The following is a 26,108-nucleotide window of genomic DNA, read 5'->3' on the forward strand; positions in this document are numbered from 1 at the left end:
ATGAAGCTTTTATTGACCCGCCTGACCTTGGCGGTCGGGCTGGCTGCGCCGGTGCTTTTTGCGCATGCCGATGATCAGGTCAAGCGCGGCGAATACCTCGCCCGTGCCGCCGACTGCATGGCGTGCCACACCGCACCGGGTGGCGCGCCGTATGCCGGCGGCCTGCCGATTGTTTCGCCGTTCGGCACGATCTACGGCACCAACATCACCCCGAGTAAAGAGCATGGCATCGGTTTGTATAATGATGACGAGTTCTTCGCTGCGCTCACCAAAGGCAAGCGTCGTGACGGTGCGAACCTGTATCCGGCGATGCCGTACACCTCGTATCACCTGGTGCCGCGTGAAGATTCGGATGCGATTCATGCGTACCTGAAAACCGTCGAGCCGATCGAGCGCGCATCACCGGTCACCAGCCTGAGCTTTCCGTTCAATGTGCGTCTGGGCCTGATGGGCTGGAACATGATGTACGGCACAGACGTGAAGCTTGAGTCTGGCGAAGGCAAAAGCGAAGCCTGGAAGCGCGGCCAATACATGGTTGACGTGCTTGGCCACTGCGGTGAATTCCATACGCCACGTGGTCTGCCGGGCGCGATGCAGATGGACAAGCGCCTCACCGGCGGCATCCTCAATGGTTATCTGGCGCCGAGCTTGCTGGCCACTGATCTGGCGGCACGTGGCTGGAATCATCAGGATCTGAGCACGTTCCTCAAGCACGGCATGAGTGCGCAGGGCACGATGTTCAACGAGATGTTCCCGGTGTTTCATAACAGCACCCAGGGTCTGAACGATAAAGATCTGGCGGCGATGGCGACTTTCCTGCTCGGCGATCAACCGCCAGCGGCAAAAGTGCTGACCGAAGTGCCGCTGGACAAACTCAGCCCGAGTGCCCAGCGCGGCCGTCAGGAATACTTGAACGTCTGCGCCGGTTGCCATGCTGTGGGTGGCGAAGGCAAGCCGCACATTGCGGTGGCCATGCGCGGCAACACCACGTTGCGTCTGGAAGACCCGCGTAACCTGTTGCGGGTGATCGAGGACGGCATCGGCGAGCAGAAATTCTCCGGGTTCGAACACATGCAGCCGATGCCGGGTTTTGCCGACAAGCTCAGTGCTGAGCAACTGACCGATCTGCTGAACTACCTGCGTCAGGGTTGGGGTGGACAGCCTGCTGAACTGGCAGTAAGCGATGTGCAGAAGTTGCAAGCTGACGCACCTGCCATCGAGCACAAGGCGCACTGATATGCAGCATCTTGATCTGCAAGTGGTGCAACGGGCCCTGGAATGGTCGTTGGCGGGGCGGCGCATCTGGCTCTGCACCGTGCTGACCACTTATGGTTCGGCACCGCGTGCGCCGGGTTCGCTGCTGGCAGTGAACGACGGTGGACAGTGGATCGGGTCGCTGTCGGGTGGTTGTGTCGAGGAGGATTTTCTCGAGCGTGTCGCCGAAGGTGCGTTTCTCGATGCAGTCAACGTGGTGCGCTACGGGGAGGGTGAAGATCCGCGTTCGCGGGTCAGCCTGCCTTGTGGCGGCATTCTCGATGTGCTGGTAGAGAAATTTGACGCTGGCTGTGATGTGCAGGCGCATCTGCATGAGCTGGAGTCGGCGCTGCTCGGTCGGCGTCGGCTGATTCGCGAGGTAGATCTGGTCAACGGTGCGCGCAGTCTGTTTGCTGATCGCGAGCAGGGGGCGCGGATCGAACGTGAGATTGATCGTGTACGCATCCGTGTCGGCGCGGCTCAGCGCTTGTTGCTCGCCGGGTATTCCAGCGTCGCGCAGGCGTGTGCCGAGTTCGCGGTGGGTTTGGGGTTTGAGGTGATTCTCTGTGATCCGCGCGATGAGGTGCTGGAAGGTGTGGTGCTCAACGGTGTGGAGATTCGTCGGCAATTGCCCTCGGTGTTCATTGCCGACGGTGGCTGTCATCGCGACACGGCGGTGGTGGCACTGACCCACGATCCGCGCATCGACGATCTGGCGATGATGGAGGCTGTGCGCACCGAAGCGTTCTACATCGGCGTCATGGGTTCGCAGCAGACGTCGCAGAAACGCTTCGAGCGTTTGCGCCGTATTGGCGGGTTGGGGGAGGGCGAGTTGGCGCGGATCCATGCGCCGATCGGGCTTAACCTCGGCAGCAAGACCCCGGCGGAGATTGCCTTGGCGGTGCTTGCCGATATCTTGCGGATTCGTAGCGGGATTACTCGGGATCAGCTCTGACAGTGTTTCGCGCTGAATAAAAAGGCCGCTTTTCAGCGGCCTTTTTTACATCCCGAACTTGTCGCGCAGACCGTAATACCAGGCGCCTAGCGCCGCAAACGGTGTACGCAGCATTTGCCCGCCAGGGAACGGGTAGTGCGGCAGATCAGCGAACGCATCAAAACGCTCCGCCTGACCACGTAATGCCTCAGCCAGCACCTTGCCGGCCAGATGCGTATAAGTCACACCGTGCCCGCTGCAGCCTTGCGAGTAATAGATGTTGTCGCCCAGGCGACCTACCTGCGGCAAGCGCGACAGTGTCAGCAGGAAATTTCCGGTCCACGCGTAGTCGATTTTCACGTCTTTGAGTTGCGGGAATGCCTTGAGCATTTTCGGGCGGATGATTGCTTCGATGTTCGCCGGATCCCGTGCGCCATACACCACGCCACCGCCGAAGATCAGGCGTTTGTCACCTGTCAGTCGGTAGTAGTCGAGCAGGTAGTTGCAGTCTTCGACGCAGTAGTCCTGCGGCAGCAGGGTCTTTGCCAGTTCATCGCCCAGAGGCTCGGTGGTAATCACCTGCGTGCCGCACGGCATGGATTTGGCCGCCAGTTCCGGCACCAGATTGCCGAGGTAGGCGTTGCCGGCAACGATGATGAACTTGGCCCTGACCTTGCCTTGCGGCGTATGCACGACAGGGTTGGCGCCGCGCTCGATACGCACTGCCGGCGATTGTTCATAGATAGTGCCACCCAAGGACTCCACCGCAGCCGCTTCACCGAGCGCCAGGTTCAGCGGGTGAATATGCCCGCCGCTCATGTCGAGCATCCCGCCTACATATTGATCGCAGGCCACGACTTCGCGAATGCGGCGTTGATCGAGCAGTTCGAGCTGTGTATGACCGAAGCGCTCCCACAGACGCTTCTGCGATTCCAGGTGCCCCATCTGCTTGGCCGACAGCGCTGCGAACACACCGCCGTCCTTCAGGTCGCACTGGATGTTGTACTTCGCTATGCGTTCGCGAATGATGCGCCCGCCTTCGAAAGCCATCTGCCCAAGCAATTGCGCCTGCCTGGGACCGACGGTGCGTTCGATCACGTCGATGTCGCGGCTGTAGCTGTTGACGATCTGCCCGCCATTGCGGCCCGATGCGCCGAAGCCGACCTTGGCCGCTTCCAGCACGGTCACGCGAAAACCGTTCTCCAACAGAAACAGCGCGCAGGATAGCCCGGTATACCCGGCGCCGATCACACACACGTCCGTCTCCACATCATCCTGTAAGGCCGGACGTGGCGGTACGGCATTCGCCGACGCAGCGTAATAAGACTCTGGGTAAAGGGTGGTCGCCATCCTGCAGCCTCTGTTTAATATATTTTACGAGTGCGCTGATCCTACCCGAGTTGAAAAACCTCCGCCAGCTACCGGAAAAATCTTCCTGGCTGGCCGGAAATTAAATATTTTGCATATTCATAGGGTTAGGTGAAAAAAAGGTGTTGACACCCCTCCGGAATTCCGTAGAATGCCGCCTCACAGCAGGCACGTAGCTCAGTTGGTTAGAGCACCACCTTGACATGGTGGGGGTCGTTGGTTCGAGTCCAATCGCGCCTACCAAACAAAATCCGCTCTGCTGGGCGGTCTAGAAGGGCCCACCGAAAGGTGGGCCCTTTTTTGTTGTCTGCGATTTGCGAAATTCCTGGCCTTGCTCCTTTCTGGTATCTGGGTGTTGTTTTTCAGGTGGGTATTCTGCTTCGATCTGAATCGCTCGATATTTCAATGCGCCTGGTCTATCGTCCATGAAAATACTGTGGATATTTAATGGCTTACGGATGTTACGAACTAACCGGTTATCAAAAAAACGTTGTTACCGAACGTGGATTTCAGTAACATCCGCCCTGCGTTCACCACCACGGTTTATGCATTTTTAAATCCCAAGCTTCCATCAGCTGCTTGGGATTTTTTTTGCCTGCGATTTGGCTTTCGCGGTGCTTCCTCTTTGTCCGGCGACCCTGCGCGGGCAAATCCGAACATTTTCAACTACTACTGACTGGCCGATTTCCAACGCTTTCAAAAGGAGTGTGTCGATGCTGGTTCACTGGTTTCTGGCGGCTATTCATCTATTGGCTTTTGCCTTGGGCTTTTGGGCAGTGCTGACGCGCGGAGCGGCGTTCAGTCGCTTGGCCGCCGGCATGGGGGAGGCCCGACGGGTTTTGCTCGCCGATAATCTATGGGGTATTTCTGCGTTGATTCTGCTTGTGACGGGTGGGATGCGGGCGTTTGGTGGATATGAAAAGGGCACTGACTACTATCTTCATCAGCCGCTGTTCCATCTGAAGATGACGCTGTTTGTGCTCATCCTGCTGATAGAGCTCGCACCGATGATCACATTGGTCAAATGGCGAATCGCATCAGCGCGCGGTGCGGCACCCGAAACGGGGCGTGCAAAGTTGTACTCGCGAATCAGTCATATCGAGGCGCTGTTGCTCGTGTTGATGGTAATAGCGGCCACAGGTATGGCGCGAGGCGTGACATTCTCTTAGGAGGGCGAATTCCCTGTGATCTGTCGGAAACGTCCGACAGCCAGTCTTAAAAATGGCAGGTAGTATCGGGCGGCAACAGGGGATAGGAATATAGAAGTGAGAGTGATCGGAAGGGGCGTTGCGTGTCAGGCGCCGTGCCCAACGGAGTGGGGAGCGGATGGCAATACGGCGCGTGAATCTCTAGCCAGTCATTACACGAGGCAAACGAACTGGCTACTGACTGCGAGGCGACTCAGGGAGTTTGTGGCTTGTCCGGGGCGGTCAGACCGGCCTGAATGCGTTGATAAATCTCTTCACGGTGCACCGCAACGTTTTTCGGAGCGTTGATACCGATTCGTACTTGCTGGCCGCTAACGCCCAGAATGGTGATGGTGATGTCATCACCAATGTTTATGCTTTCACCGACTTTGCGGGTGAGTATCAGCATGGTCTTCTCCTTGATTGCTTTGTAGGGCACCTGATTCAGACAGTGCAGAGGTCGGTGGTACGTATAGATTAGTGCGACTTCTCATGGTTTGGGTGCCTCTTTCTGACGCGCAGATGTGGCATTAATTCCCAGGGCGTAACTATACAGAGGCTGCAATCATCAATCTCGTTGTTTTGTGCCCATTTTGCGGGGCTCGCGAAGTATTTATGAATGATAAGATCGCCGCTTTGAGATTTTCGAGGAAAGCGTTGTGCGCAAATTGGTCTGGATAGTCGCGGCACTGGCATTGGCAGGATGTGGGGAGGGCAAGAGTGTTGATACTCCAAAGCCGAAAACGACAGTCGCCGCCGCTCCTGCGGTAGCCTCTGCGCCGCAGTGGGATCTCGAGGTGCGCGGTGAAACGCCTCAGGCAGTCAGCGACTTGAGTGGCTGGCTGATCGAACATGCTTTCGTGCCGACGGTCATCAAGGACGCTAGCGGCAAAACGCGGATTCTGATTGGCCCGTTCAACTCCCAGGCCGAGGCGCAAGCTCGAAAGGTGCAAGTCGATGCGGCATTGGTGAAGGCCAAAAAGCAGAATGTCGAATCGGTGTTGGTTGAGCATCCGCTCACGCCGTAAGCGATTCATTCGGCGGAGCTGCCTAAAGGTCATCCAACGCGATTCGTTCCTTTTGAAGTCGCTGATGATTTCCAGAAGGAGCTCCCCATGGCCTCCGCCAACCCCTACAAATTGTTCGATGTCACCTTGCATCGTAAAACGCAGTTGAGCCCGCATATGATGCGGATCACGCTCTGCGGCCCGTCAGTCAACGAAATGGCCACTTGGGCGCCGGATCAACGGGTGAAGCTGTTTTTTCCGGCCGCCGATGGTTCGCAATCACGACTTTCCCAAGGAGACGGTTGGTACGCTCGCTTCCGGGCGATGCTGGCGGATCGACGTCCCGCCATGCGCACCTACACGATTCGCCATTTGCGCGCCTCACTGGGGGAGGTGGATATCGATTTCGTCCTGCATGGTGAGACCGGCCCGGCTTCGCGTTGGGCACTGCGAGCGCAACCGGGTGAGTCGATGCAGGTCCTCGCGCCTGACCGTCATTTCTCCGCCCGCGATGCTGGTGGATTCGAATGGAAGCCGCCGAAAGTGCTCAAGCACGTTCTACTCGTCGCTGACGCGACTGCGCTGCCGGCTGCCATGGGTATTCTTGATGAGTTGGCGGGGCTCGCTGAGCCACCCCAGGTCCAGGCGTTCTTCGAAGTGGATAGCGCTCTGGATAGGCTTGCCATTCCTGACTGGCCCGGGCTGTCAGCGCGGTGGTTGATCCGGGATCAAGCGCCTGAAGCGGTCGCCGGAGCTTTGATGGTAAAAGCGGTGTGCGATGCAAAGCTGCCTGTTTGTATCTCTTCGGCGGGGCGTGCGGTCGAGTTGGTCAATGTCGACATAGACAAGGACATTCTCTGGGAAACTGCCGAGGCGGCCCCGGAAGGATTTTACGGTTGGGTCGGCGGAGAGTCTGCGGCGGTGATGAGCCTGCGCAGATACTTGATCAAGGAATGCGGTATCCCTCGCGAATCACTCAATCTGATGGGCTATTGGCGTTACAACAAATCCGGCGGTTAGCCAAAAAGAAAGGCCTCGAACTTGGCGTTCGAGGCCTTTCTTTTTTGTGCTGCGATCAGCCGCAGGCTTTCATGTTCACAGGGCCGACAAATTCATTGCCGCGCCCCATCACGCACGCCACGCTCTGATTGCGCTGGCGTTCCCAGTCTTGCACTGGGTAGGTCTTGTCCCACGCCTCGTAAAGTTGGCGATCCTGTTTCGACAGGCGCAAGCCGTACTGTTTGCTCATGTAGAAATAGGTGCGGGCGATCATGCCGCGAATCGAAGGGCGGGGCATGACCTTCTTGGCCTTGAAGTCGACCTGGGTCAGGCATGAGCCGTACTGGCCGGATTGCACGGGCAGCCAGCCGTAACTGAAATTGCTGCGATCACCGTTGACCTCGCCAATACTCGGCACCAGGTTATGCAGGTCAGCTTCGGCTTTCTGATAGGTTGGGTCGTAACGCGTGCAGTTCTTGCGTCCACCTTCCTGCCAGCATTGGCGCTGATGGCCGAACTGCCAGGCCGGCACGATGTGCTCCCACTCGATGCGCGATGCGCGTTTGGCATTTTTGCGGGGGACATAGCCGCAGGCTTTCAAATCAACCCTGTTGCCGGTGTATTTACACCCGCAATAAAACTCGGTGGATTGCGGCGCATACAGTTTCCAGGCGACCTTCTTGGCTTCGGTAAAGGTGCGAGGCGCGCCAGCCTGGGCGCCCATGGCGATGAACAGCAACAGCAAAGCAAAACAGCGGGAAATCATTGAATCAATCTTCCTTCGGCACAACCCAAAAAATCTGCACGCCGCCATCGTCTCGATAGGCGAGGGTGACGTTGTCGTTCTCGTCGATTTCCTCGAGCAGGCGCTCCCAGTCATCCATCGGCTCTTCCGGGAGGCGGAAGATCAGTGCAGCTTTGGCTTTTTGTGCGGTGGGGGAATTGATGATTTTCTGAACGCGCATACCCATGCGTTCATAAGCGTCAGGAGCATCAGGGGAGGTGGCCACGAGGTTATCCTTATTAAGCTGTACGTGCATACAGTATTTAACTGTAAGCATTTTCGCAACTGCTTAAAATTCAAGAAAATCCTCTGACAGCGTTTTTCTTGTTTTGGTGTGAGCCTTGTCGATTTTTTGTAGGAAAAATGCAGACGTTTTGTAGGCGTCGCACCACCCACCAATGTCGGCAGGTGGTGGAAGGATGCCCGACCAAGAGTGGGTCGGGCGAAGTTCAATCAGTATTCCCAGAACATCCGTTGCAGCTCTTTGCTGTCGTTGGTTTTGGTCAGTGCGACCATTGCCAGGATGCGCGCTTTCTGCGGATTCAGGTCGTGAGCAACGACCCAGTCATACTTGTCGTCAGGCTGTTCGGCGTTACGAAGAACGAAACCGCCAGCGTTAACGTGGGACGAGCGGATGATTTGCACGCCATCCTTGCGCAATGCTTGCAGGGATGGAACCACGCGGGAGGACACCGAGCCGTTGCCGGTACCGGCGTGAATGATGGCTTTGGCGCCGGACTGGGCGAGTGCCTTGTAGGCGGTGTCGCTCACGTTGCCGTAGGAATAGGCGATTTCGACATCAGGAAGGCTCTTGATATTTTTGATGTCGAATTCCGAATCCATGGTGTGGCGCTTGGCTGGCAGGCGGAACCAGTAGGATTTGCCTTCAACCACCATGCCCAGTGGGCCCCATGCGCTTTTGAATGCTTCGGTCTTGATGTTGATCATTTTGCTGACGTCGCGACCGGACTGGATTTCATCGTTCATGGTCACCAGTACGCCTTTGCCGCGTGCCTCTTTGCTGCTGGCCACGGCCACGGCGTTGTACAGGTTGAGCATGCCGTCCGCCGACATGGCGGTGCCCGGACGCATCGAGCCTACAACAATGATCGGCTTGTCGGTTTTCTCTACCAGGTTCAGGAAGTAAGCGGTCTCTTCCAGGGTGTCAGTGCCGTGTGTAATGACGATACCGTCGACGTCTTTGCTGTCAGCCAGTTCGGCGACACGACGGCCCAACTGCAGCAGGTTGTCGTTGGTGATGCTTTCCGAAGCGATCTGCATGACTTGTTCGCCACGCACATTCGCCAGTTTGTTCAGTTCGGGGATACCGGCAACCAGTTGTTCAACGCCAACCTTGGCGGCTTGATAAGTGGCGCTGTTGGCTGCGCTGGCACCGGCGCCGGCAATGGTGCCGCCAGTGGCGAGTACTACGACGTTGGCAAGTTTGGTCTGTGTTTCGGCTTCTTTTGCCTGTAGGGCAGTAGGCAGGAGCAGGAGGAGGGCCAAGGTGCCCGGAACGAAGGTTTTGAAAGCAGATGTCATTATTTTTCTCTCTAGTAGTGAGACGGTGCTGATGCAGGTTCATCTAGATGCGCCCCGAGCCGATCTGGATGCCCGGAGTGCGATGAAAGGAGCAGGATTTGTACCAGACGTACTTTGCGCCAGGGAAATGTTTAACCTGATGATTTATATCAAGATTTTGTAAGTGTTAAGTTCGCAGGGTAAATCCTTCATCCGGGTTTCCGAACAATGGTTCCTTTCGCGTTCGGCTCCCCGAAAAGGACTACTGCTTCTGTCGAGCAAACTGGATTGCAGTTTCAGATTCTTTGCTAAAGAAACCATCGCGCAGGCCGATGGGTGTTCAAGGAATCTGAAATTTTGGGAGTTCACATGTCACTGACGATCGGTCTTTCAAACCCCGGTGCCGTCACCATCGGCGGCAAAACCGCAGCGACGATCAATGCATTGAATCAAGCGGAAGCGGACGCTTCTGCCGAGGCGCTGGGCATCGAGAAAGAAGAGAGCAATCAGGTCAGAACCGGTGGTCCCGCACAGGAAGCAAGCAAGGCTGCCGAGAGCAGCGGCGATAATCTGAGCATTACCGTCAAGATGCTGCTCAAACGGATGCAAGAATTACAGAAGCAGCTTCAGGAGCAGCAACAGCAACTGGCGGCAGCACAAGCGGCGAGCTATCCAACGCCCGAAGCCAAGTCGCAGGCGGTCATGTCCATTCAGGGGCAGATCGCGCAAACCAGCGGCGCGTTGATGGAAGTCGCAGGTGCACTGCTCAAGGAAATGTCCAAGGACTCCACGAGCGGTAACCTGGTCAGCACAACGGTGTAAGCATTGATAGGGCGAGTCGGTGGATTCGACCTACAATAAATGACGATTTCTGATTGTTGACAAATGTCGGCGGGATTCGCATAGTTCGGTCTACGCAAACGTTTGCGCGGCTTTCCCGGTGCACTATGCTCTCGGTGCAAGCAACGGAGCTTAAGCCAGCGCAAGCGTTGCTCACAATAATCATAAGATCGGAGTGAACCCATGAAGCTGCCATTTGCTGGACGTCTTCTTGCTGTCGCTATGCTGGCTGCCACAGCCGCTGCACTACCTGTCTCTTCGGCGTTCGCCGAATCCCCTGAAAAACCTAAAGTCGCACTGGTCATGAAATCTCTGGCCAACGAGTTCTTCCTGACCATGGAAGATGGCGCCAAGGCCTACCAGAAAGAACACTCCGCCGATTTCGACCTGATCTCCAACGGCATCAAGGACGAAACCGACACGGCGGGCCAGACCCGCATCGTCGAGCAAATGATTCTGGCCAAAGTTAATGCCCTGGTCATCGCACCTTCTGACTCCAAGGCCATGGTGCCGGTGATCAAGAAAGCCGTCGACGCCGGCATCACCGTGATCAACATCGACAACCAGCTCGATCCGCAAATCGTCAAAAGCAAAAACATCAGCGTGCCATTCGTAGGCCCGGACAACCGCAAAGGTGCACGTCTGGTCGGTGAGTACCTGGCCAAGCAGCTCAAGGCCGGTGACGAAGTCGGCATCATTGAAGGCGTCTCCACGACGACCAATGCCCAGCAGCGTACCGCTGGTTTCAAGGATGCGATGGAGGCGGCGCAGATCAAGATCGTGTCCCTGCAGTCCGGTGACTGGGAAATCGACAAAGGCAACAAGGTTGCCGCTTCGATTCTCAGTGAATACCCGGATGTGAAAGCGCTGCTGGCGGGTAACGACAGCATGGCTGTCGGCGCCGTTTCCGCCGTGCGTGCCGCCGGCAAGGCGGGTCAGGTGCAGGTTGTCGGCTACGACAACATCAATGCCATCAAGCCAATGTTGAGGGATGGTCGTGTCCTGGCGACTGCCGATCAATATGCCGCCAAACAAGCTGTGTTCGGCATCGAGACCGCGCTGAAAATCATCAAGGGCGAGAAGGTCGACAGCGGTGCCAATGGCGTGATTGAAACGCCGGTCGAGCTGGTCACCAAGTAAGTCTTCTGGCGACACAATGGCGCTCGTCCGTCCGGGCGAGCGCATGGAGAGTTTTTATGTCAGTTTCCGCCCCGAACGCTGTCCTCTCGGTCCGCGGTATCGGTAAGACCTATGCGCAACCGGTGCTTGCCGGCATCGATTTGACGCTGATGCGCGGTGAAGTGCTGGCGCTGACCGGCGAGAATGGCGCCGGGAAAAGCACCCTGTCGAAGATCATTGGCGGCTTGGTCACTCCGACCACCGGCCAGATGCAATATCAGGGCAAGGACTATTGCCCAGGCAGTCGCACCCAGGCTGAAGATCTCGGCGTGCGCATGGTCATGCAAGAACTCAATCTGTTACCGACGCTGTCGGTTGCGGAAAACCTGTTTCTCGACAATCTGCCGAGCAATGGTGGCTGGATCAGCCGCAAGCAATTGCGTAAAGACGCCATCGAAGCCATGGCGCAGGTCGGGCTCGACGCGATCGATCCGGACACGCTGGTCGGGGAGTTGGGCATCGGGCATCAGCAGATGGTCGAAATCGCCCGTAATCTTATCGGCGATTGTCATGTACTGATTCTCGACGAGCCGACCGCGATGCTCACCGCGCGTGAAGTTGAAATGCTCTTCGAGCAGATCACCCGTTTGCAGGCGCGGGGCGTTTCGATCATCTACATTTCCCACCGTCTGGAAGAGCTGGCGCGAGTAGCGCAACGCATTGCCGTACTGCGTGACGGCAATCTGGTCTGCGTCGAGCCGATGGCCAACTACAACAGCGAGCAACTGGTGACGCTGATGGTCGGCCGTGAACTGGGCGAGCATATCGACATGGGGCCGCGCAAGATTGGCGCGCCAGCGTTGACGATCAAAGGTCTGACTCGCTCCGACAAAGTGCGCGATGTCTCGTTCGAAGTGCGGGCCGGGGAGATCTACGGGATTTCCGGGCTGATCGGAGCAGGGCGCACAGAACTGCTGCGTTTGATTTTCGGTGCCGATGTCGCCGACAGCGGCACGATTGCGCTGGGCTCGCCAGCGCGAGTGGTGAACGTGCGTTCGCCGGTGGATGCGGTGCGCAATGGCATCGCGTTGATTACCGAGGACCGCAAGGGCGAAGGCTTGCTGCTCAGCCAGTCGATCAGCGCCAATATCGCCCTGGGTAACATGTCGGAAATTTCCAGTGCTGGTTTCGTCAACAATGGCGACGAAATCTCTTTGGCGCAGCGTCAGATCGATGCCATGCGAATCCGCAGTTCCAGCCCTACGCAGTTGGTGTCCGAGTTGTCCGGCGGCAACCAGCAGAAAGTCGTGATCGGCCGTTGGCTTGAGCGAGATTGCTCGGTGCTGTTGTTCGATGAGCCGACCCGGGGCATCGATGTCGGCGCCAAGTTCGACATTTATGCCTTGCTTGGTGAACTGACTCGCCAGGGCAAAGCGCTGGTGGTGGTGTCCAGTGACCTGCGTGAATTGATGCTGATCTGCGACCGAATCGGTGTGCTGTCGGCCGGACGTCTGATCGACACCTTTGAGCGTGACAGCTGGACCCAGGATGATTTGCTCGCCGCCGCGTTCGCCGGCTACCAAAAACGTGATGCGTTGCTCAACGAAGCGGCGCCTAGGGATCTCCCATGAAAACTGCATCTCCTGCCAGCAAACGTAGTGGCAATTTCTACGGACTGGGCACCTATCTCGGCCTGGCCGGTGCCTTGCTGGCGATGATCGCGCTGTTCTCGGTCTTGAGCAGCCACTTTCTGTCCTATAACACCTTCAGTACGCTGGCCAACCAGATCCCCGACCTGATGGTTCTGGCTGTGGGCATGACCTTCGTGCTGATCATCGGTGGCATCGACCTTTCGGTGGGCTCGGTGCTGGCGCTGGCGGCATCGACGGTCAGCGTCGCCATGCTCGGCTGGGGCTGGAGCGTCTTGCCCTCGGCGCTGCTCGGCATGGCAGTTGCGGCTCTGGCCGGGACCATCACTGGCTCGATCACCGTAGCGTGGCGGATACCTTCGTTTATCGTTTCCCTTGGCGTGCTGGAAATGGCCCGCGGTCTGGCTTACCAGATGACGGGTTCGCGCACGGCCTACATCGGCGATTCGTTTGCCTGGCTGTCGAACCCGATCGCGTTCGGTATCTCGCCATCGTTCATCATTGCCTTGCTGGTGATCTTTGTCGCGCAGGCGGTTTTGACGCGCACGGTGTTCGGCCGTTACTTGATCGGCATCGGCACCAACGAAGAGGCTGTGCGCCTGGCGGGGATCAATCCGAAGCCCTACAAGATTCTGGTCTTCAGCCTGATGGGCCTGCTGGCCGGTATCGCCGCGCTGTTTCAGATTTCCCGTCTGGAAGCGGCTGACCCGAATGCCGGTTCCGGTCTGGAGCTGCAAGTGATCGCCGCGGTAGTGATCGGCGGCACCAGCCTGATGGGCGGCCGGGGTTCGGTAATCAGCACATTCTTCGGTGTGTTGATTATTTCCGTACTGGCGGCCGGTCTGGCGCAGATCGGTGCAACCGAGCCGACCAAGCGCATCATCACCGGCGCAGTGATTGTCATTGCGGTAGTGCTCGATACCTATCGCAGCCAACGCGCCAGTCGGCGGGGCTGAGACATGGCGACGATCAAGGATGTGGCGGCTCTCGCGGGGATTTCCTATACGACCGTGTCGCACGTGGTGAACAACTCCCGGCCGGTCAGTCAGGAAGTGCGGCTGAAAGTCGAGGCAGCCATCAAGAGCCTCGATTACGTACCCAGTGCGGTGGCGCGTTCGCTGAAAGCCAAGACCACTGCAACTATTGGTTTATTGGTGCCCAACAGTCTCAACCCGTACTTCGCTGAACTGGCGCGGGGCATCGAGGATTACTGCGAGCGTAACGGCTACTGCGTGATCCTCTGTAACTCCGACGACAATCCGGAAAAACAACGAAGCTATTTGCGTGTTCTGCTGGAAAAGCGCATCGACGGCTTGATCGTTGCCTCTGCCGGCGGTGACAGTGGCTTGGCGCAGGGGTTGGCCGGGGTGAAAACGCCTATGGTGATAGTCGACCGTGGACTGGACGGCGTTGATGCCGATCTGGTGCGCATCGATCATGAATACGGCGCGTACCTCGCCACCCGTCATCTGCTGGAGCTGGGTCACCGCGACATCGCGACCATCGGTGGCCCGGCGAGCACAAGCGTGGCGCAAATGCGTCAGGCCGGATATTGCCGGGCGCTGAAAGAGGCCGGCATCGAGGTGCGCCAGGAGCGCATGCTGGAAAGTGACTTCACCAGTACCGGCGGTTACAACGCTGCGGCCGTTTTGCTTGAAAAGAATCCGCCGAGCGCGATCTTCGCGGGTAATGACATGATTGGTATCGGTGTGCTGCGCGCGGCGGCAGAGCGTAATGTGCGAGTGCCCACCGAGCTGTCAGTCATCGGCTTCGACGATATCCAGATGAGCCGTTACGTCTACCCGGCACTGACCACCGTCGGCCAGTCGATCCTGCAACTGGGCGAGATGGCGGCCGAAGTATTGCTGCGAAGGATTGCTACCCCGAGCCTGGGCACCGATCAACGGATCGTGACCCCGAGTATTGTCTTGCGCGAGTCGACCGCGCCGCTGTCCGGCGTGTTCACCGAATACCGCTGAAACCGAATTGACGAGTAATGATGTATGCCAGCAAATGTAGTGGTAATAGGCAGCCTGAACATGGATCTGGTGACCCGGGCACCTCGGCTGCCCCGGGGCGGTGAAACACTGATCGGTCATTCCTTCGCCACCGTGTCTGGCGGCAAAGGCGCCAATCAGGCCGTGGCTGCCGCGCGACTGGGGGCACAAGTGGCCATGGTCGGTTGCGTTGGCAACGACGACTATGGCGTGCAATTGCGTGACGCCTTGCTGGCCGAACAGATCGATTGTCAGGCGGTGAGCGTCGTTGAGGATTCCAGTGGTGTGGCGTTGATTGTGGTTGATGACAATAGTCAGAATGCCATTGTGATTGTCGCCGGAGCTAACGGTGCAATGTCGCCAGCGGTGATCGACCAGTTCGATGCGGTATTGCGGGCTGCCGATGTGGTCATTTGTCAGCTCGAAATTCCGGATGCAACGGTGGGCTACGGGCTAAAGCGCGCCCGTGAGTTGGGCAAGACCGTTATCCTTAATCCGGCGCCAGCCAGCCGTCCATTGCCGACAGAGTGGTTCGCGTCAATCGATTATCTGATTCCCAACGAGAGCGAAGCCGCCGCGTTGAGCGGCTTGCCGGTCGACTCACTGGAAACCGCAAAAACCGCGGCAAGTCAGCTGATTGCGATGGGCGCGGGCAAAGTAATCATCACTCTGGGGGCCGAGGGCTCCTTGTTCGCCAACGGCAAGGGTTTTGAGCAATTCCCGGCGCCAAAAGTGAAAGCGGTCGATACCACGGCGGCGGGGGATACCTTTGTCGGCGGTTTTGCCGCTGCGCTGGCAGCCGGCAAGTCTGAGGCCGAAGCGATTCGCTACGGGCAGATTGCCGCCGCATTGTCGGTGACTCGCGCCGGCGCACAGCCTTCTATCCCTACAATGTCCGACGTACAGGCGTTTAAACCCGCATGAAAAAGACTCCTTTGCTCAACGTCGCGTTGTCGCGGCTGATCGCCTCCCTGGGCCATGGCGACATGGTGGTCATTGGTGACGCCGGGTTGCCGGTGCCGCCGGGTGTTGAACTGATCGATCTGGCGCTGACCCACGGTGTTCCGGATTTCGTCAGCACGCTGAAGGTCGTGCTCAGCGAAATGCAGGTCGAAAGCCATGCGCTGGCCAAAGAGATTTTCGACAAGCAACCGACAGCGCTGACTGCGCTGGACGAGTTGAATCAAGAAGGTGCACTGGGTCGTCGGGATCTGCTCAGTCACGAGCAATTCAAGGTTCTCAGCCGTCAGGCGCGGGCGATTGTGCGTACAGGCGAATGTCAGCCGTACTGCAACATCGTGCTGGTGGCCGGTGTCACGTTCTAATTTACGTTTTAACTATCGATTCACCTGCACAAGGAATGCGCCATGCAACGCTATGCTCAAAAACTGCATCAACTAATCCGGAGTCTGCTGCTTTTGTCCGTGATAACCGCGACCGGCGCTCACGCGGCGGAAAAAATCGACCTGATCATCGACACCGATCCGGGTGCCGACGACGTGGTCGCCTTGCTGTTCGCGCTGGCTTCGCCGGACGAGCTGAACATTCGTGCCCTGACCACCGTGGCTGGCAACGTTCGCCTCGACAAGACTTCGCGTAACGCGCGTCTGGCTCGTGAGTGGGCAGGGCGCGAGGATGTACCGGTTTACGCAGGCGCGCCAAAGCCGCTGATGCGTACGCCGATCTACGCCGAGAACATCCATGGTAAAGAAGGCCTGTCGGGTGTCGCCGTGCACGAACCGAAAAAAGGCCTGGCTGAAGGCAACGCGGTCAACTACCTGATCGATACCCTGAAAAAGGCCAAGCCACACAGCATCACCATCGCCATGCTCGGCCCACAGACCAACCTGGCGCTGGCGTTGATCCAGGAACCGGAGATTGTCCAGGGCATCAAGGAAGTGGTGATTATGGGCGGTGCGCACTTCAATGGCGGCAACATCACCCCAGTGGCCGAATTCAACTTGTTTGCCGACCCGCAAGCCGCTGAGGTAGTGCTCAAAAGTGGCGTGAAGCTGACCTACCTGCCGCTGGACGTAACCCACAAGATCCTCACCAGCGATGCACGCCTGAAGCAAATCGCCGCGCTGAACAATAACGCGAGCAAAATCGTTGGTGACATTCTTAACGAGTACATCAAAGGCGACATGGAGCACTACGGCATTCCGGGTGGTCCGGTGCATGACGCCACTGTTATCGCTTATCTGCTCAAGCCGGAACTTTTCACTGGCCGCTCGGTGAATGTGGCCGTTGATAGTCGCGAAGGCATCACGTTTGGCCAGACTGTTGTCGATTGGTACGACGGCTTGAAACAGCCGAAAAATGCCTTCTGGGTCGAGAACGGTGATGCTCAGGGCTTCTTTGATCTGCTGACAGAACGCCTGAAGCGCTTGAAGTAAACGATCAGCCCGCAGGTGCCAGCCTGCGGGTTTTTTATTCCCCCTGCGCGTGCTCGACGTGTTCGGTCGGATATCTCTCGAAAATCTGTTTGATGAATTGCTGGGCCGCTTGTGTCCCCAAATCCTTGACCAGTAGATCAATGCCAATAAGCGCCAACTCTTCTGTGGTTCCCGGGCTATAGGAGCTGTGTCCGTCTGCCCATTTGGCTTTGATGTCGGCTTCGATGCTTAGACTGGTCATGATGAGGCTCGAAAAGTCGGGAGGTCTGTACGCCGAGTTAACCATTTTGTCGGGCGTTTGGCACTGCGACTTAGGCATGAGCGCAGCGCTATGCGACACTTGGTCTTTTCCGGTTAATCTCAGGATTGCGCTGTGCAGATCGATTTGAACAACCCTGAAAGCCTGACGCTTGAGGCGGTGCGCCGTTTGCTGGCCTCGGCCAGTGATAATGAACACACGCAGTTGCGCGTGACCAAGGGCGGCATGGCTTATATTTCTTGCGGCGTGACGGGCGGGCAGGATATCGACGGCCTGTTGTTTCGTCTCGAAACCTGGGCCAAGGGCTCGGGCTATGTCGGCAATGTCGCGGCCAGTGACGAGGTGTGGGTGATGCAGATTTTCAACGCGCTCAAAGACAACTGGCCCAATCCGCCGTTTGACTACATCGACGTCTACTGAGCATTGTTAATATTCAGTCACGATTGAGTAATGAAGTAATGAGTGTTGCTCAGGCACACTCTGCGTTTTTCCGAGCGTGGGGCAGGGTGATGGCATTTGTCATGAAACCAAGCGCCATATCGGCGGTCGCACGATCTCAGCTAATTATTTGAAAATAAGGAGGCTTCATGCCTTTGAAGTTCGCATCTCTGGGTGCACTTATGGCCGTTGCCATGTTGGCCGGTTGCAGCACCACCTCCAGCGAGTCGGCAAAGGATCCCGTTGCGCCAGAAGCCGGTAGCCGCTGTGAAGCGAGCGCGGCGGAATTCGCCATTGGCAAGAAAGCTTCGCCCGCATTGCTGGAGCAGGCCCGAGCCAAAGCCGGTGCGCAAAACGCGCGGTTCCTCAAGCCTGACGACATGATCACGCTGGAGTACCGCTCTGATCGTCTGAACCTGAACACCGACAACGCTTTGGTGGTCACCCGCGTCAACTGTGGCTGATTGCCGACAGCCTTTGTCGCAGGCATAAAAAACCCCGTCACATGGACGGGGTTTTTTTAGTGCGCCGAGAAATTACTCTGGGCGAACCTGTGCAGCTTGCATACCCTTTTGGCCTTTCTCAGCCACGAAGGAAACGGTCTGGCCTTCTTTCAGGCTTTTGAAACCGTCGCTTTCGATAGCTTTGAAGTGTACGAACAGGTCGTCACCGCCACCTTGAGGAGTGATGAAGCCGAAGCCTTTTTCATCGTTGAACCACTTAACGGTGCCGGTTTGGCGATTAGACATGGTGTATCTCCAAGAAACATATATTTTTCAGTACTGTGCTGCTCAGGCCAACTGGGCACACCCGGGTATCATAGTCGAAATGTTCGCTTTGGGAGCCCCCCGGACGTGCTGTTTGCCAATCAGTCGTGTTTTCTTTGCTGTCTTTTTCGTCTGAAAGCCCCGGTTTGAAAGGCTTTGAGCGAAACGTAAAGACAATAAAAAAACCTGTAAAACCTGCATAAATCGTCCGAAAAGGCTCAAAATCAGCCGTTTTTAAGGGCGCTGAGCCTAGTCAGAACTCTTTTTTACTTACTTTTTCGCCGGGGTGTTGGCCTTGCATTTGGCGATTTGGCCCAGCGCTTTCTGCTGCAGTTCAGGGGTAGCCTTGTTATCCATCAGCGCTTGAATGTCGCTGGCCGGGTAAGACTTGATTGCATCAGCGCCACAGGCACAGTGTGCTTTGGCAGCGGCTGCGCCGATTTGTGGAGTAGCCGCCTGGGTGCACTGCGCCATATATTTATCGCGTTCGCCCTTTGGCCAATCGGCATGGGCGCTCAGCGGCAGCAGCAGAACAATGGGGGCGACTACAGCGAATAAGGTATTCAGACGCATGCGAAGATGCTCCTTGTGGGTCAATGTCTTGTTATCTGAGGGCGTAATGGCCTGTCAAGTTCAGCACTCTGGCATAAAAACGGACGAGGTGCCTTCTGGTGAAACAGGGGCATAAGTGACCGCTCATCTGTGCTAGCATGCCGGGCTCAAGCGTTATCAGGCTCCGCAGACCTTCAGTCCCGGCAGCGGTCAACGTGCGAATACTCTGATTTGAATCCCAGTCACTCTGGTTCGGTTTTCCGGTTGGCCGCAAGGCTCCTGCCGCTGTAAGGCAGGCGTTCGTCATTGAATGGCCTGGATCGGATCTTGTACTGGCTCATCCCAACCCACGTGACCTTTGGTAGGGGTCACCACTAGGAGAGGAGGCGCCATGCCAACTATTACTCTTCCCGACGGCAGTCAACGTTCATTCGATCACCCGGTTTCCGTAGCCGAGGTCGCCGCATCCATTGGTGCAGGCCTGGCCAAAGCCACCGTGGCCGGCAAGGTCAATGGCAAGCTGGTTGACGCCAGCGACATCATCGACAGCGACGCTAGGCTGCAAATCATCACGCCAAAGGATGAAGAGGGGCTGGAGATCATTCGCCACTCTTGCGCCCACCTGGTTGGCCATGCGGTCAAACAGCTGTACCCGACCGCCAAAATGGTGATCGGGCCGGTCATCGACGAAGGCTTTTATTACGACATCGCCTTCGAGCGTCCTTTTACTCCGGACGACATGGCGGCCATCGAACAGCGCATGCAGCAGCTGATCGAGAAAGATTACGACGTCATCAAGAAAGTCACTCCGCGCGCCGAAGTGATCGAAGTGTTCAAGGCCCGCGGCGAAGACTACAAACTTCGTCTGGTCGAAGACATGCCGAATGAACAGGCCATGGGTCTGTACTATCACGAAGAATACGTCGACATGTGCCGCGGCCCGCACGTGCCGAACACGCGCTTCCTGAAATCCTTCAAGCTGACCAAGTTGTCCGGTGCCTACTGGCGCGGCGACGCCAAGAACGAGCAACTGCAGCGCGTTTACGGCACCGCCTGGGCGGACAAGAAGCAGCTGGCAGCGTACATCCAGCGCATCGAAGAAGCGGAAAAGCGCGATCACCGCAAGATCGGCAAGCGCCTGGGACTGTTCCATACCCAGGAAGAAGCGCCGGGCATGGTGTTCTGGCATCCGAATGGCTGGACCCTGTACCAGGTGCTCGAGCAGTACATGCGCAAAGTGCAGCGCGATAACGGCTATCTTGAGATCAAGACGCCGCAAGTGGTTGACCGTAGCCTGTGGGAAAAATCCGGGCACTGGGCCAACTACGCCGACAACATGTTCACCACGCAGTCGGAAAGCCGCGACTACGCCATCAAGCCGATGAACTGCCCGTGCCACGTGCAGGTATTCAATCAGGGCTTGAAGAGCTACCGCGAGCTGCCAATGCGTCTGGCCGAGTTCGGTGCATGCCACCGTAACGAGCCTTCGGGTGCGCTGCACGGCATCATGCGTGTGCGTGGGTTCACTCAGGACGACGCTCACATCTTCTGTACTGAAGAGCAGATGCAGGCTGAATCCGCAGCATTCATCAAGCTGACCATGGATGTTTATCGTGACTTCGGCTTTACCGATGTCGAGATGAAGCTGTCCACTCGTCCGGAAAAACGCGTTGGTTCCGATGAGCTGTGGGATCGCGCCGAAGCTGCATTGGCTGCAGCCCTTGATTCCGCGGGCTTGCCGTACGACCTGCAGCCGGGTGAGGGTGCGTTTTATGGTCCGAAGATCGAATTCTCGCTGAAAGATTGCCTCGGTCGCGTCTGGCAATGTGGTACCTTGCAGCTCGATTTTAACCTGCCTGTCCGTTTGGGCGCTGAATACGTCTCCGAAGACAACAGCCGCAAACACCCAGTGATGTTGCACCGCGCGATCCTTGGATCCTTCGAGCGTTTCGTCGGGATTCTGATCGAGCACTACGAAGGTGCGTTCCCTGCGTGGCTGGCGCCAACCCAGGCAGTGATCATGAATATCACTGACAAACAGGCGGATTTCGTCGCTGAAGTTGAAAAAACTCTCAACGAAAGCGGATTTCGTGCCAAGTCCGACTTGAGAAATGAAAAGATCGGCTTTAAAATCCGTGAGCATACTTTGCTCAAGGTTCCCTATCTTTTGGTTATCGGAGATAAGGAAGTCGAGATGCAGACTGTCGCTGTGCGTACTCGTGAAGGTGCTGACCTGGGCTCGATGCCCGTCGCCCAGTTCGCTGAGTTTCTCGCGCAAGCGGTTTCCCGGCGTGGTCGCCCAGATTCGGAGTAATTATTATTAAGCGTGAAATGAGACAAGATAAACGAGCTGCACCGAAAGCCCCGATCAACGAGAATATCTCGGCACGCGAGGTTCGGTTAATTGGTGCTGAAGGTGAACAGCTTGGGATTGTGTCAATTGAAGACGCGCTTCTTAAGGCTGAAGAGGCCAAACTGGATTTGGTGGAAATTTCCGCCGATGCAGTACCCCCTGTTTGCAAGCTGATGGACTACGGCAAATCGATCTTCGAAAAGAAGAAACAGGTTGCCGCTGCAAAGAAAAACCAGAAGCAGATTCAGGTTAAAGAAATCAAGTTTCGTCCAGGGACGGAGGAAGGGGATTACCAGGTAAAACTGCGCAACCTGGTACGTTTCCTGAGTGATGGGGACAGGGCCAAGGTATCCTTGCGATTCCGCGGCCGTGAGATGGCCCACCAGGAGCTGGGGATGGAACTCCTCAAGCGGGTTGAAGCTGACCTGCTCGAGTACGGTTCGGTCGAACAGCATCCTAAGATGGAAGGACGCCAGCTGATCATGGTCATCGCCCCGAAAAAGAAGAAGTAATCAACAGGGCACGGCAGGCCTTCTGATTATGTTTATCAACTGAATGCGGAGTATCCGAACATGCCAAAAATGAAAACCAAAAGTGGTGCTGCTAAGCGGTTTCTGAAAACTGCTAACGGTATCAAGCACAAGCACGCTTTCAAGAGCCACATCCTGACTAAAATGTCGACCAAGCGTAAGCGTCAACTGCGCGGTAGCAGCTTGCTGCATCCGTCTGACGTGGCAAAAGTCGAGCGCATGCTGCGCCTTCGTTAATTTTAGTCAAGAATAGAGGAAGTAACTCATGGCTCGTGTAAAGCGTGGCGTCATTGCCCGTAAGCGTCACAAAAAAATTCTGAAACTTGCTAAAGGCTACTACGGTGCACGTTCGCGCGTATTCCGTGTTGCCAAGCAAGCGGTAATCAAGGCAGGCCAATACGCCTACCGTGACCGTCGTCAGAAAAAACGTCAGTTCCGCGCTCTGTGGATCGCTCGTATCAATGCTGGTGCTCGTGTTAACGGTCTGTCCTACAGCCGTTTCATCGCTGGCCTGAAAAAAGCGTCCATCGAGATCGACCGTAAGGTTCTGGCTGATCTGGCAGTGAACGAAAAAGCGGTGTTTGCTGCGATTGTCGAGAAAGCTAAAGCCACCTTGGCTTAAGTACCCCCGACAATCACCCGGCCTCACTTCCGTGGGGCCAGGTGGTAAACGTCTTAAATAGGGGAAGAGCCTTCAAGCTCTTCCCCTATTTTGTATCTGGAGTCTGTACATGGAAAACCTGGATGCGCTGGTCTCTCAAGCACTAGAGGCTGTGCAAAGCGCTGAAGATATCAATGCCCTGGAGCAAATCCGGGTTCAATACCTTGGCAAGAAGGGCGAATTGACTCAGGTGATGAAGACCCTGGGGAATTTGCCGGCAGAAGAGCGTCCGCAAGTCGGCGCGCTGATCAACGTTGCCAAGGAACGTGTCACAGGCGTTCTCAATGCGCGCATGGCTCTGTTTGAAGAAGCCGAACTGGCTGCCAAACTGTCTGCCGAATCCATTGACGTGACGTTGCCGGGCCGCGGTCAGACCTCCGGTGGTCTGCATCCGGTTACCCGGACTCTGGAACGTGTCGAACAGTTCTTCACTCGCATCGGCTACGGCATCGCCGAAGGCCCTGAAGTCGAAGACGACTATCACAACTTTGAAGCGCTTAACATCCCAGGCCATCACCCGGCCCGGTCGATGCATGACACCTTCTATTTCAATGCCAACATGCTGCTGCGCACCCATACCTCGCCGGTACAGGTCCGCACCATGGAATCGAAGCAACCGCCGATCCGCATTGTCTGCCCAGGCCGTGTGTACCGTAGCGACTCCGATATTACTCATTCGCCGATGTTCCATCAGGTTGAAGGCCTGCTGGTTGATCGCGATATCAATTTTGCCGATCTCAAAGGCACCATCGAAGAGTTCCTGCGCGTGTTCTTCGAGAAAGAATTGGCTGTACGTTTCCGTCCTTCGTACTTCCCGTTCACCGAGCCATCCGCTGAAGTCGACATGGAATGCGTGATGTGCAGCGGTAAAGGTTGCCGCGTCTGCAAGCAGACTGGCTGGCTGGAAGTGATGGGCTGCGGCATGGTTCACCCGAACGTGCTGCGCATGTCTGGCATCGATCCGGAAGAGTTCTCGGGCTTTGCCTTCGGCATGGGCGTAGAGCGTCTGGCCATGCTCCGTTACGGCGTGAACGACTTGCGTCTGTTCTTCGACAACGACTTGCGGTTCCTCGCGCAATTTCGCTAGTCGTAACGAATTCTTAGGAGAGCAGGATGAAATTCAGTGAACAATGGCTGCGTGGCTGGGTCAGCCCGCAGGTAAATCGCGACGAGCTGGTTGCTCGTCTGTCGATGGCCGGCCTTGAGGTCGATAGCGTGACCCCGGCTGCCGGTGTATTCAGCGGCGTAGTGGTAGGCGAGGTGCTGAGCACCGAGCAGCACCCTGATGCTGATAAATTGCGCGTTTGCCAAGTGAGCAATGGCGCGGAAACCTTCCAGGTCGTGTGCGGTGCGCCAAATGTGCGTCCGGGCCTGAAGATTCCTTTCGCCATGATCGGTGCAGAGTTGCCGGGCGACTTCAAGATCAAGAAAGCCAAGCTGCGCGGTGTTGAATCCAACGGCATGCTGTGCTCGCAAGCCGAGTTGCAGGTTGGTGAAGGCAATGACGGTCTCATGGAGCTGCCGGCCGACGCGCCGGTGGGTGAAGATTTCCGTGTGTATCTGGATCTGGAAGACGCCAGCATCGAGGTTGATTTGACCCCGAACCGCGGCGATTGCCTGTCCCTGGCAGGTCTGGCCCGCGAAGTCGGCGCGCTGTACGACGCTCCGGTCACCCGTCCGGTTGTGATGGCCGTTCCCGCGGTACACGACGAAGTGCGTTCGGTAGAAGTGCTGGCGCCAGCCGCATGCCCGCGTTACCTGGGTCGTGTCATTCGCAATGTTGATCTGTCCAAGCCAACACCGCTGTGGATGGTTGAGCGTCTGCGTCGCGCTGATGTGCGCAGTATCGATGCTGCCGTCGACATCACCAACTACGTGATGCTCGAGCTGGGTCAGCCACTGCACGCTTTCGATCTCGCCGAAATCAATGGCGGCATTCGCGTGCGCATGGCTGAAGAGGGCGAGAAGCTGGTACTGCTTGATGGTCAGGAAGTCAGCCTGCGCAACGATACGCTGGTGATCGCTGACCACACCCGTGCCCTGGCAATTGCCGGTGTGATGGGTGGCGAGCACAGCGGTGTCTCCGCGACCACTCGCGATGTGTTCCTGGAAAGTGCGTTCTTCGATCAGATCGCTGTCGCTGGCAAGGCCCGTTCGTACGGCTTGCACACCGATGCTTCGCACCGCTACGAGCGTGGCGTGGATTGGCAGCTGGCCCGTGAAGCCATGGAGCGCGCCACTGGCCTGCTGCTGGAAATCACGGGGGGCGAAGCTGGCCCGATCATCGAGACCGTCAGCGAGCAGCACTTGCCGTCGATCGCCCCGATCACTCTGCGTGCGCAGCGCATCACCCAGATGCTGGGCATGGAAATGGATTCGGCACAGGTCGAGCGTCTGCTCAGCGGTCTGGGCCTGAATATTTCCGCCGACGGAGCAGGGCAGTGGCGCGTTGAAGTGCCAAGCCATCGCTTCGATATCAGCCTGGAAGTCGACTTGATCGAAGAGCTGGCTCGTTTGTACGGTTACAACCGTCTGCCGGTTCGTTACCCGCAAGCGCGTCTTGCGCCGCAAGCCAAGGCCGAAGCGCGTAGCGATTTGCCTGAACTGCGTCGTCTGTTGGTTGCTCGTGGTTATCAGGAAGCGATCACTTACAGCTTCATCGATCCAAAGCAGTTCGAACTGTTCAATCCGGGCGTCGAACCTTTGCTGCTGGCCAATCCGATCTCCAACGACATGGCTGCCATGCGCTCGTCGCTGTGGCCGGGTCTGGTCAAGGCGTTGCAGCACAACCTGAACCGTCAACAGGATCGCGTGCGTCTGTTCGAAAGCGGCCTGCGCTTTGTCGGTCAACTTGAAGGGCTGAAGCAAGAGCCAATGCTGTCCGGCGTTGTCTGCGGTAGCCGTTTGCCGGAAGGTTGGGCGCAAGGTCGCGATACGGTCGATTTCTTTGACGTAAAGGCTGACGTGGAAGCCGTGCTGGGCTTCGCCGGTGCGCTGGATTCGTTCACTTTCGCCCCGGGCAAACATCCGGCGCTGCACCCGGGTCAAACCGCGCGCATTGAGCGGGAAGGTCGTGAAGTTGGCTTCATCGGTGCAATCCACCCTGAATTGTCGAAAGCCCTCGGTCTCGACCGTCCGGTCTTCGTGTTCGAGCTGGTTCTGGCTGAAGTGGCGCTCGGTAAAATGCCGAAATTCCACGAGTTGTCGCGCTTTCCTGAAGTGCGTCGTGACCTTGCACTGATTGCGCACAAGGATGTCGCAGCCTCGGCTGTATTGGACGTAATCCGTGAAAATGCAGGCGAATGGCTCACAGATCTCAGGCTGTTTGACGTGTATCAGGGTAAAGGTATTGATCCTGATAGAAAAAGCCTTGCAGTTGGCTTGACCTGGCAGCATCCATCGCGCACTCTTAATGACGATGAGGTGAATTCGACGACGCAAAATATCCTCACCTCGCTCGAACAAAGGTTGAACGCCACGTTAAGGAAGTGAC

Annotated in this window: 29 protein-coding genes and 1 tRNA gene; 22 read left to right on the forward strand and 8 right to left on the reverse strand. The window is 57.0% G+C overall.

Annotated features, from left to right (window positions below):
- Positions 1 to 1,236 carry a cytochrome c gene (locus tag CKW18_RS08170; protein ID WP_095188367.1) on the forward strand — a complete coding sequence of 412 codons (1,236 nt, stop codon included), beginning with the start codon at positions 1 to 3 and terminating at the stop codon, positions 1,234 to 1,236.
- A gap of 1 nt (position 1,237) precedes the next feature.
- Positions 1,238 to 2,209 (forward strand): XdhC family protein, encoded by a 972-nt coding sequence (locus tag CKW18_RS08175; RefSeq protein WP_095188368.1) that lies wholly within the window; start codon positions 1,238 to 1,240, stop codon positions 2,207 to 2,209.
- 45 nt (positions 2,210 to 2,254) lie between these two features.
- On the opposite strand, the gene CKW18_RS08180 is transcribed toward CKW18_RS08175, so the two are convergent.
- Entirely contained in the window at positions 2,255 to 3,538 is a 1,284-nt protein-coding gene (locus tag CKW18_RS08180; RefSeq protein ID WP_095188369.1) for an FAD-binding oxidoreductase, read from the reverse strand.
- 184 nt (positions 3,539 to 3,722) lie between these two features.
- Between CKW18_RS08180 and CKW18_RS08185 the strand changes: the two genes are divergently transcribed.
- Together CKW18_RS08185 and CKW18_RS08190 are read left to right on the forward strand one after the other, a co-directional pair.
- Positions 3,723 to 3,799: transfer RNA gene (locus tag CKW18_RS08185), tRNA-Val, on the forward strand.
- A gap of 470 nt (positions 3,800 to 4,269) precedes the next feature.
- A complete protein-coding gene (locus tag CKW18_RS08190) occupies positions 4,270 to 4,725 on the forward strand; it encodes a DUF2214 family protein (protein WP_095188370.1) in 456 nt (151 codons plus the stop codon).
- A 232-nt stretch (positions 4,726 to 4,957) separates the two neighbouring features.
- Here the strand turns inward: CKW18_RS08190 and csrA are convergent, their stop codons facing one another.
- Positions 4,958 to 5,152 (reverse strand): carbon storage regulator CsrA, encoded by a 195-nt coding sequence (gene csrA / locus CKW18_RS08195; protein ID WP_003179932.1) that lies wholly within the window; start codon positions 5,150 to 5,152, stop codon positions 4,958 to 4,960.
- Between the two features lie 250 nt (positions 5,153 to 5,402).
- Between csrA and CKW18_RS08200 the strand changes: the two genes are divergently transcribed.
- Positions 5,403 to 5,771: an SPOR domain-containing protein gene (locus CKW18_RS08200; RefSeq protein WP_095188371.1), complete on the forward strand. Its 369-nt coding sequence runs from the start codon at positions 5,403 to 5,405 to the stop codon at positions 5,769 to 5,771.
- An 87-nt stretch (positions 5,772 to 5,858) separates the two neighbouring features.
- A complete protein-coding gene (locus CKW18_RS08205) occupies positions 5,859 to 6,770 on the forward strand; it encodes a siderophore-interacting protein (protein WP_095188372.1) in 912 nt (303 codons plus the stop codon).
- 55 nt (positions 6,771 to 6,825) lie between these two features.
- On the opposite strand, the gene CKW18_RS08210 is transcribed toward CKW18_RS08205, so the two are convergent.
- The 3 genes from CKW18_RS08210 to CKW18_RS08220 form a co-directional block, all read right to left on the reverse strand.
- Complete coding sequence (locus tag CKW18_RS08210) at positions 6,826 to 7,515, reverse strand: endonuclease (RefSeq protein ID WP_095188373.1); 690 nt, start codon at positions 7,513 to 7,515, stop codon at positions 6,826 to 6,828.
- A 4-nt stretch (positions 7,516 to 7,519) separates the two neighbouring features.
- Positions 7,520 to 7,789 carry a DUF1654 domain-containing protein gene (locus CKW18_RS08215; protein ID WP_371857618.1) on the reverse strand — a complete coding sequence of 90 codons (270 nt, stop codon included), beginning with the start codon at positions 7,787 to 7,789 and terminating at the stop codon, positions 7,520 to 7,522.
- Positions 7,790 to 7,986: 197 nt separating this feature from the next.
- Entirely contained in the window at positions 7,987 to 9,075 is a 1,089-nt protein-coding gene (locus CKW18_RS08220; RefSeq protein WP_095188375.1) for an asparaginase, read from the reverse strand.
- Between the two features lie 348 nt (positions 9,076 to 9,423).
- Here CKW18_RS08220 and CKW18_RS08230 point away from each other — a divergent pair, with 348 nt between their 5' ends.
- From CKW18_RS08230 to CKW18_RS08265, 8 genes are all read left to right on the forward strand, one after another.
- Complete coding sequence (locus tag CKW18_RS08230; RefSeq protein WP_095188377.1) at positions 9,424 to 9,876, forward strand: hypothetical protein; 453 nt, start codon at positions 9,424 to 9,426, stop codon at positions 9,874 to 9,876.
- 201 nt (positions 9,877 to 10,077) lie between these two features.
- Positions 10,078 to 11,034: a sugar ABC transporter substrate-binding protein gene (locus CKW18_RS08235; protein WP_095188378.1), complete on the forward strand. Its 957-nt coding sequence runs from the start codon at positions 10,078 to 10,080 to the stop codon at positions 11,032 to 11,034.
- A 56-nt stretch (positions 11,035 to 11,090) separates the two neighbouring features.
- On the forward strand, positions 11,091 to 12,644 hold the full coding sequence (locus CKW18_RS08240) for a sugar ABC transporter ATP-binding protein (protein ID WP_095188379.1): 1,554 nt from the start codon (positions 11,091 to 11,093) through the stop codon (positions 12,642 to 12,644).
- Positions 12,641 to 13,618, forward strand: coding sequence for an ABC transporter permease (locus CKW18_RS08245; protein WP_095188380.1), 978 nt, complete (start codon positions 12,641 to 12,643; stop codon positions 13,616 to 13,618). Before CKW18_RS08240 ends, CKW18_RS08245 begins: the two co-directional genes overlap by 4 nt.
- Positions 13,619 to 13,621: 3 nt before the next feature.
- Positions 13,622 to 14,641, forward strand: coding sequence for a LacI family DNA-binding transcriptional regulator (locus CKW18_RS08250; protein WP_095188381.1), 1,020 nt, complete (start codon positions 13,622 to 13,624; stop codon positions 14,639 to 14,641).
- Positions 14,642 to 14,665: 24 nt separating this feature from the next.
- The gene (gene rbsK / locus CKW18_RS08255; RefSeq protein WP_095188382.1) at positions 14,666 to 15,583 is read left to right on the forward strand and encodes a ribokinase; all 918 of its coding nucleotides are present in this window, start codon (positions 14,666 to 14,668) and stop codon (positions 15,581 to 15,583) included.
- Positions 15,580 to 15,984 carry a D-ribose pyranase gene (gene rbsD / locus CKW18_RS08260; RefSeq protein ID WP_095188383.1) on the forward strand — a complete coding sequence of 135 codons (405 nt, stop codon included), beginning with the start codon at positions 15,580 to 15,582 and terminating at the stop codon, positions 15,982 to 15,984. Before rbsK ends, rbsD begins: the two co-directional genes overlap by 4 nt.
- A gap of 42 nt (positions 15,985 to 16,026) precedes the next feature.
- Positions 16,027 to 17,055, forward strand: a complete 1,029-nt coding sequence (locus tag CKW18_RS08265) for a nucleoside hydrolase (protein ID WP_095188384.1) — start codon at positions 16,027 to 16,029, stop codon at positions 17,053 to 17,055.
- 34 nt (positions 17,056 to 17,089) lie between these two features.
- Here the strand turns inward: CKW18_RS08265 and CKW18_RS08270 are convergent, their stop codons facing one another.
- Positions 17,090 to 17,296, reverse strand: coding sequence for a hypothetical protein (locus CKW18_RS08270; RefSeq protein WP_095188433.1), 207 nt, complete (start codon positions 17,294 to 17,296; stop codon positions 17,090 to 17,092).
- A gap of 132 nt (positions 17,297 to 17,428) precedes the next feature.
- Between CKW18_RS08270 and CKW18_RS08275 the strand changes: the two genes are divergently transcribed.
- The gene (locus tag CKW18_RS08275; RefSeq protein WP_095188385.1) at positions 17,429 to 17,734 is read left to right on the forward strand and encodes a hypothetical protein; all 306 of its coding nucleotides are present in this window, start codon (positions 17,429 to 17,431) and stop codon (positions 17,732 to 17,734) included.
- Positions 17,735 to 17,901: 167 nt separating this feature from the next.
- On the forward strand, positions 17,902 to 18,216 hold the full coding sequence (locus CKW18_RS08280; RefSeq protein WP_095188386.1) for an I78 family peptidase inhibitor: 315 nt from the start codon (positions 17,902 to 17,904) through the stop codon (positions 18,214 to 18,216).
- A gap of 72 nt (positions 18,217 to 18,288) precedes the next feature.
- Here CKW18_RS08280 and CKW18_RS08285 read toward each other — a convergent pair whose 3' ends face one another.
- Together CKW18_RS08285 and CKW18_RS08290 are read right to left on the reverse strand one after the other, a co-directional pair.
- Entirely contained in the window at positions 18,289 to 18,501 is a 213-nt protein-coding gene (locus CKW18_RS08285) for a cold-shock protein (RefSeq protein WP_003179963.1), read from the reverse strand.
- 288 nt (positions 18,502 to 18,789) lie between these two features.
- Positions 18,790 to 19,092 carry a hypothetical protein gene (locus CKW18_RS08290; RefSeq protein ID WP_095188387.1) on the reverse strand — a complete coding sequence of 101 codons (303 nt, stop codon included), beginning with the start codon at positions 19,090 to 19,092 and terminating at the stop codon, positions 18,790 to 18,792.
- A gap of 370 nt (positions 19,093 to 19,462) precedes the next feature.
- Between CKW18_RS08290 and thrS the strand changes: the two genes are divergently transcribed.
- The 6 genes from thrS (at position 19,463) to pheT (ending at position 26,107) form a co-directional block, all read left to right on the forward strand.
- Positions 19,463 to 21,385 (forward strand): threonine--tRNA ligase, encoded by a 1,923-nt coding sequence (thrS, locus tag CKW18_RS08295; protein ID WP_095188388.1) that lies wholly within the window; start codon positions 19,463 to 19,465, stop codon positions 21,383 to 21,385.
- Positions 21,385 to 21,936, forward strand: a complete 552-nt coding sequence (gene infC / locus CKW18_RS08300; protein WP_170947229.1) for a translation initiation factor IF-3 — start codon at positions 21,385 to 21,387, stop codon at positions 21,934 to 21,936. The genes thrS and infC overlap by 1 nt, the downstream gene beginning before the upstream one ends.
- 60 nt (positions 21,937 to 21,996) lie before the next feature.
- The gene (rpmI, locus tag CKW18_RS08305; RefSeq protein ID WP_002553160.1) at positions 21,997 to 22,191 is read left to right on the forward strand and encodes a 50S ribosomal protein L35; all 195 of its coding nucleotides are present in this window, start codon (positions 21,997 to 21,999) and stop codon (positions 22,189 to 22,191) included.
- A 28-nt stretch (positions 22,192 to 22,219) separates the two neighbouring features.
- A complete protein-coding gene (gene rplT / locus CKW18_RS08310; RefSeq protein WP_007913489.1) occupies positions 22,220 to 22,576 on the forward strand; it encodes a 50S ribosomal protein L20 in 357 nt (118 codons plus the stop codon).
- A gap of 109 nt (positions 22,577 to 22,685) precedes the next feature.
- Positions 22,686 to 23,702: a phenylalanine--tRNA ligase subunit alpha gene (gene pheS / locus CKW18_RS08315; protein ID WP_003226365.1), complete on the forward strand. Its 1,017-nt coding sequence runs from the start codon at positions 22,686 to 22,688 to the stop codon at positions 23,700 to 23,702.
- 26 nt (positions 23,703 to 23,728) lie between these two features.
- Complete coding sequence (pheT, locus tag CKW18_RS08320) at positions 23,729 to 26,107, forward strand: phenylalanine--tRNA ligase subunit beta (RefSeq protein WP_095188389.1); 2,379 nt, start codon at positions 23,729 to 23,731, stop codon at positions 26,105 to 26,107.
- Position 26,108 lies beyond the last annotated feature (1 nt).

The sequence above is a fragment of the Pseudomonas sp. Irchel 3E19 genome, from assembly GCF_900187585.1.
Taxonomy (GTDB): domain Bacteria; phylum Pseudomonadota; class Gammaproteobacteria; order Pseudomonadales; family Pseudomonadaceae; genus Aquipseudomonas; species Aquipseudomonas baetica.

What these genes read in the sequence shown, in the direction of transcription:
- CKW18_RS08170 (WP_095188367.1), top strand. Translation starts at nt 1, where the DNA reads ATGAAGCTTTTATTGACCCGCCTGACCTTGGCGGTCGGGCTGGCTGCG.
- CKW18_RS08175 (WP_095188368.1), top strand. Translation starts at nt 1,238, where the DNA reads ATGCAGCATCTTGATCTGCAAGTGGTGCAACGGGCCCTGGAATGGTCG.
- CKW18_RS08180 (WP_095188369.1), bottom strand. Translation starts at nt 3,538, where the DNA reads ATGGCGACCACCCTTTACCCAGAGTCTTATTACGCTGCGTCGGCGAAT.
- CKW18_RS08190 (WP_095188370.1), top strand. Translation starts at nt 4,270, where the DNA reads ATGCTGGTTCACTGGTTTCTGGCGGCTATTCATCTATTGGCTTTTGCC.
- csrA (WP_003179932.1), bottom strand. Translation starts at nt 5,152, where the DNA reads ATGCTGATACTCACCCGCAAAGTCGGTGAAAGCATAAACATTGGTGAT.
- CKW18_RS08205 (WP_095188372.1), top strand. Translation starts at nt 5,859, where the DNA reads ATGGCCTCCGCCAACCCCTACAAATTGTTCGATGTCACCTTGCATCGT.
- CKW18_RS08210 (WP_095188373.1), bottom strand. Translation starts at nt 7,515, where the DNA reads ATGATTTCCCGCTGTTTTGCTTTGCTGTTGCTGTTCATCGCCATGGGC.
- CKW18_RS08215 (WP_371857618.1), bottom strand. Translation starts at nt 7,789, where the DNA reads ATGCACGTACAGCTTAATAAGGATAACCTCGTGGCCACCTCCCCTGAT.
- CKW18_RS08220 (WP_095188375.1), bottom strand. Translation starts at nt 9,075, where the DNA reads ATGACATCTGCTTTCAAAACCTTCGTTCCGGGCACCTTGGCCCTCCTC.
- CKW18_RS08230 (WP_095188377.1), top strand. Translation starts at nt 9,424, where the DNA reads ATGTCACTGACGATCGGTCTTTCAAACCCCGGTGCCGTCACCATCGGC.
- CKW18_RS08235 (WP_095188378.1), top strand. Translation starts at nt 10,078, where the DNA reads ATGAAGCTGCCATTTGCTGGACGTCTTCTTGCTGTCGCTATGCTGGCT.
- CKW18_RS08240 (WP_095188379.1), top strand. Translation starts at nt 11,091, where the DNA reads ATGTCAGTTTCCGCCCCGAACGCTGTCCTCTCGGTCCGCGGTATCGGT.
- CKW18_RS08245 (WP_095188380.1), top strand. Translation starts at nt 12,641, where the DNA reads ATGAAAACTGCATCTCCTGCCAGCAAACGTAGTGGCAATTTCTACGGA.
- CKW18_RS08250 (WP_095188381.1), top strand. Translation starts at nt 13,622, where the DNA reads ATGGCGACGATCAAGGATGTGGCGGCTCTCGCGGGGATTTCCTATACG.
- rbsK (WP_095188382.1), top strand. Translation starts at nt 14,666, where the DNA reads ATGCCAGCAAATGTAGTGGTAATAGGCAGCCTGAACATGGATCTGGTG.
- rbsD (WP_095188383.1), top strand. Translation starts at nt 15,580, where the DNA reads ATGAAAAAGACTCCTTTGCTCAACGTCGCGTTGTCGCGGCTGATCGCC.
- CKW18_RS08265 (WP_095188384.1), top strand. Translation starts at nt 16,027, where the DNA reads ATGCAACGCTATGCTCAAAAACTGCATCAACTAATCCGGAGTCTGCTG.
- CKW18_RS08270 (WP_095188433.1), bottom strand. Translation starts at nt 17,296, where the DNA reads ATGACCAGTCTAAGCATCGAAGCCGACATCAAAGCCAAATGGGCAGAC.
- CKW18_RS08280 (WP_095188386.1), top strand. Translation starts at nt 17,902, where the DNA reads ATGCCTTTGAAGTTCGCATCTCTGGGTGCACTTATGGCCGTTGCCATG.
- CKW18_RS08285 (WP_003179963.1), bottom strand. Translation starts at nt 18,501, where the DNA reads ATGTCTAATCGCCAAACCGGCACCGTTAAGTGGTTCAACGATGAAAAA.
- CKW18_RS08290 (WP_095188387.1), bottom strand. Translation starts at nt 19,092, where the DNA reads ATGCGTCTGAATACCTTATTCGCTGTAGTCGCCCCCATTGTTCTGCTG.
- thrS (WP_095188388.1), top strand. Translation starts at nt 19,463, where the DNA reads ATGCCAACTATTACTCTTCCCGACGGCAGTCAACGTTCATTCGATCAC.
- rpmI (WP_002553160.1), top strand. Translation starts at nt 21,997, where the DNA reads ATGCCAAAAATGAAAACCAAAAGTGGTGCTGCTAAGCGGTTTCTGAAA.
- rplT (WP_007913489.1), top strand. Translation starts at nt 22,220, where the DNA reads ATGGCTCGTGTAAAGCGTGGCGTCATTGCCCGTAAGCGTCACAAAAAA.
- pheS (WP_003226365.1), top strand. Translation starts at nt 22,686, where the DNA reads ATGGAAAACCTGGATGCGCTGGTCTCTCAAGCACTAGAGGCTGTGCAA.
- pheT (WP_095188389.1), top strand. Translation starts at nt 23,729, where the DNA reads ATGAAATTCAGTGAACAATGGCTGCGTGGCTGGGTCAGCCCGCAGGTA.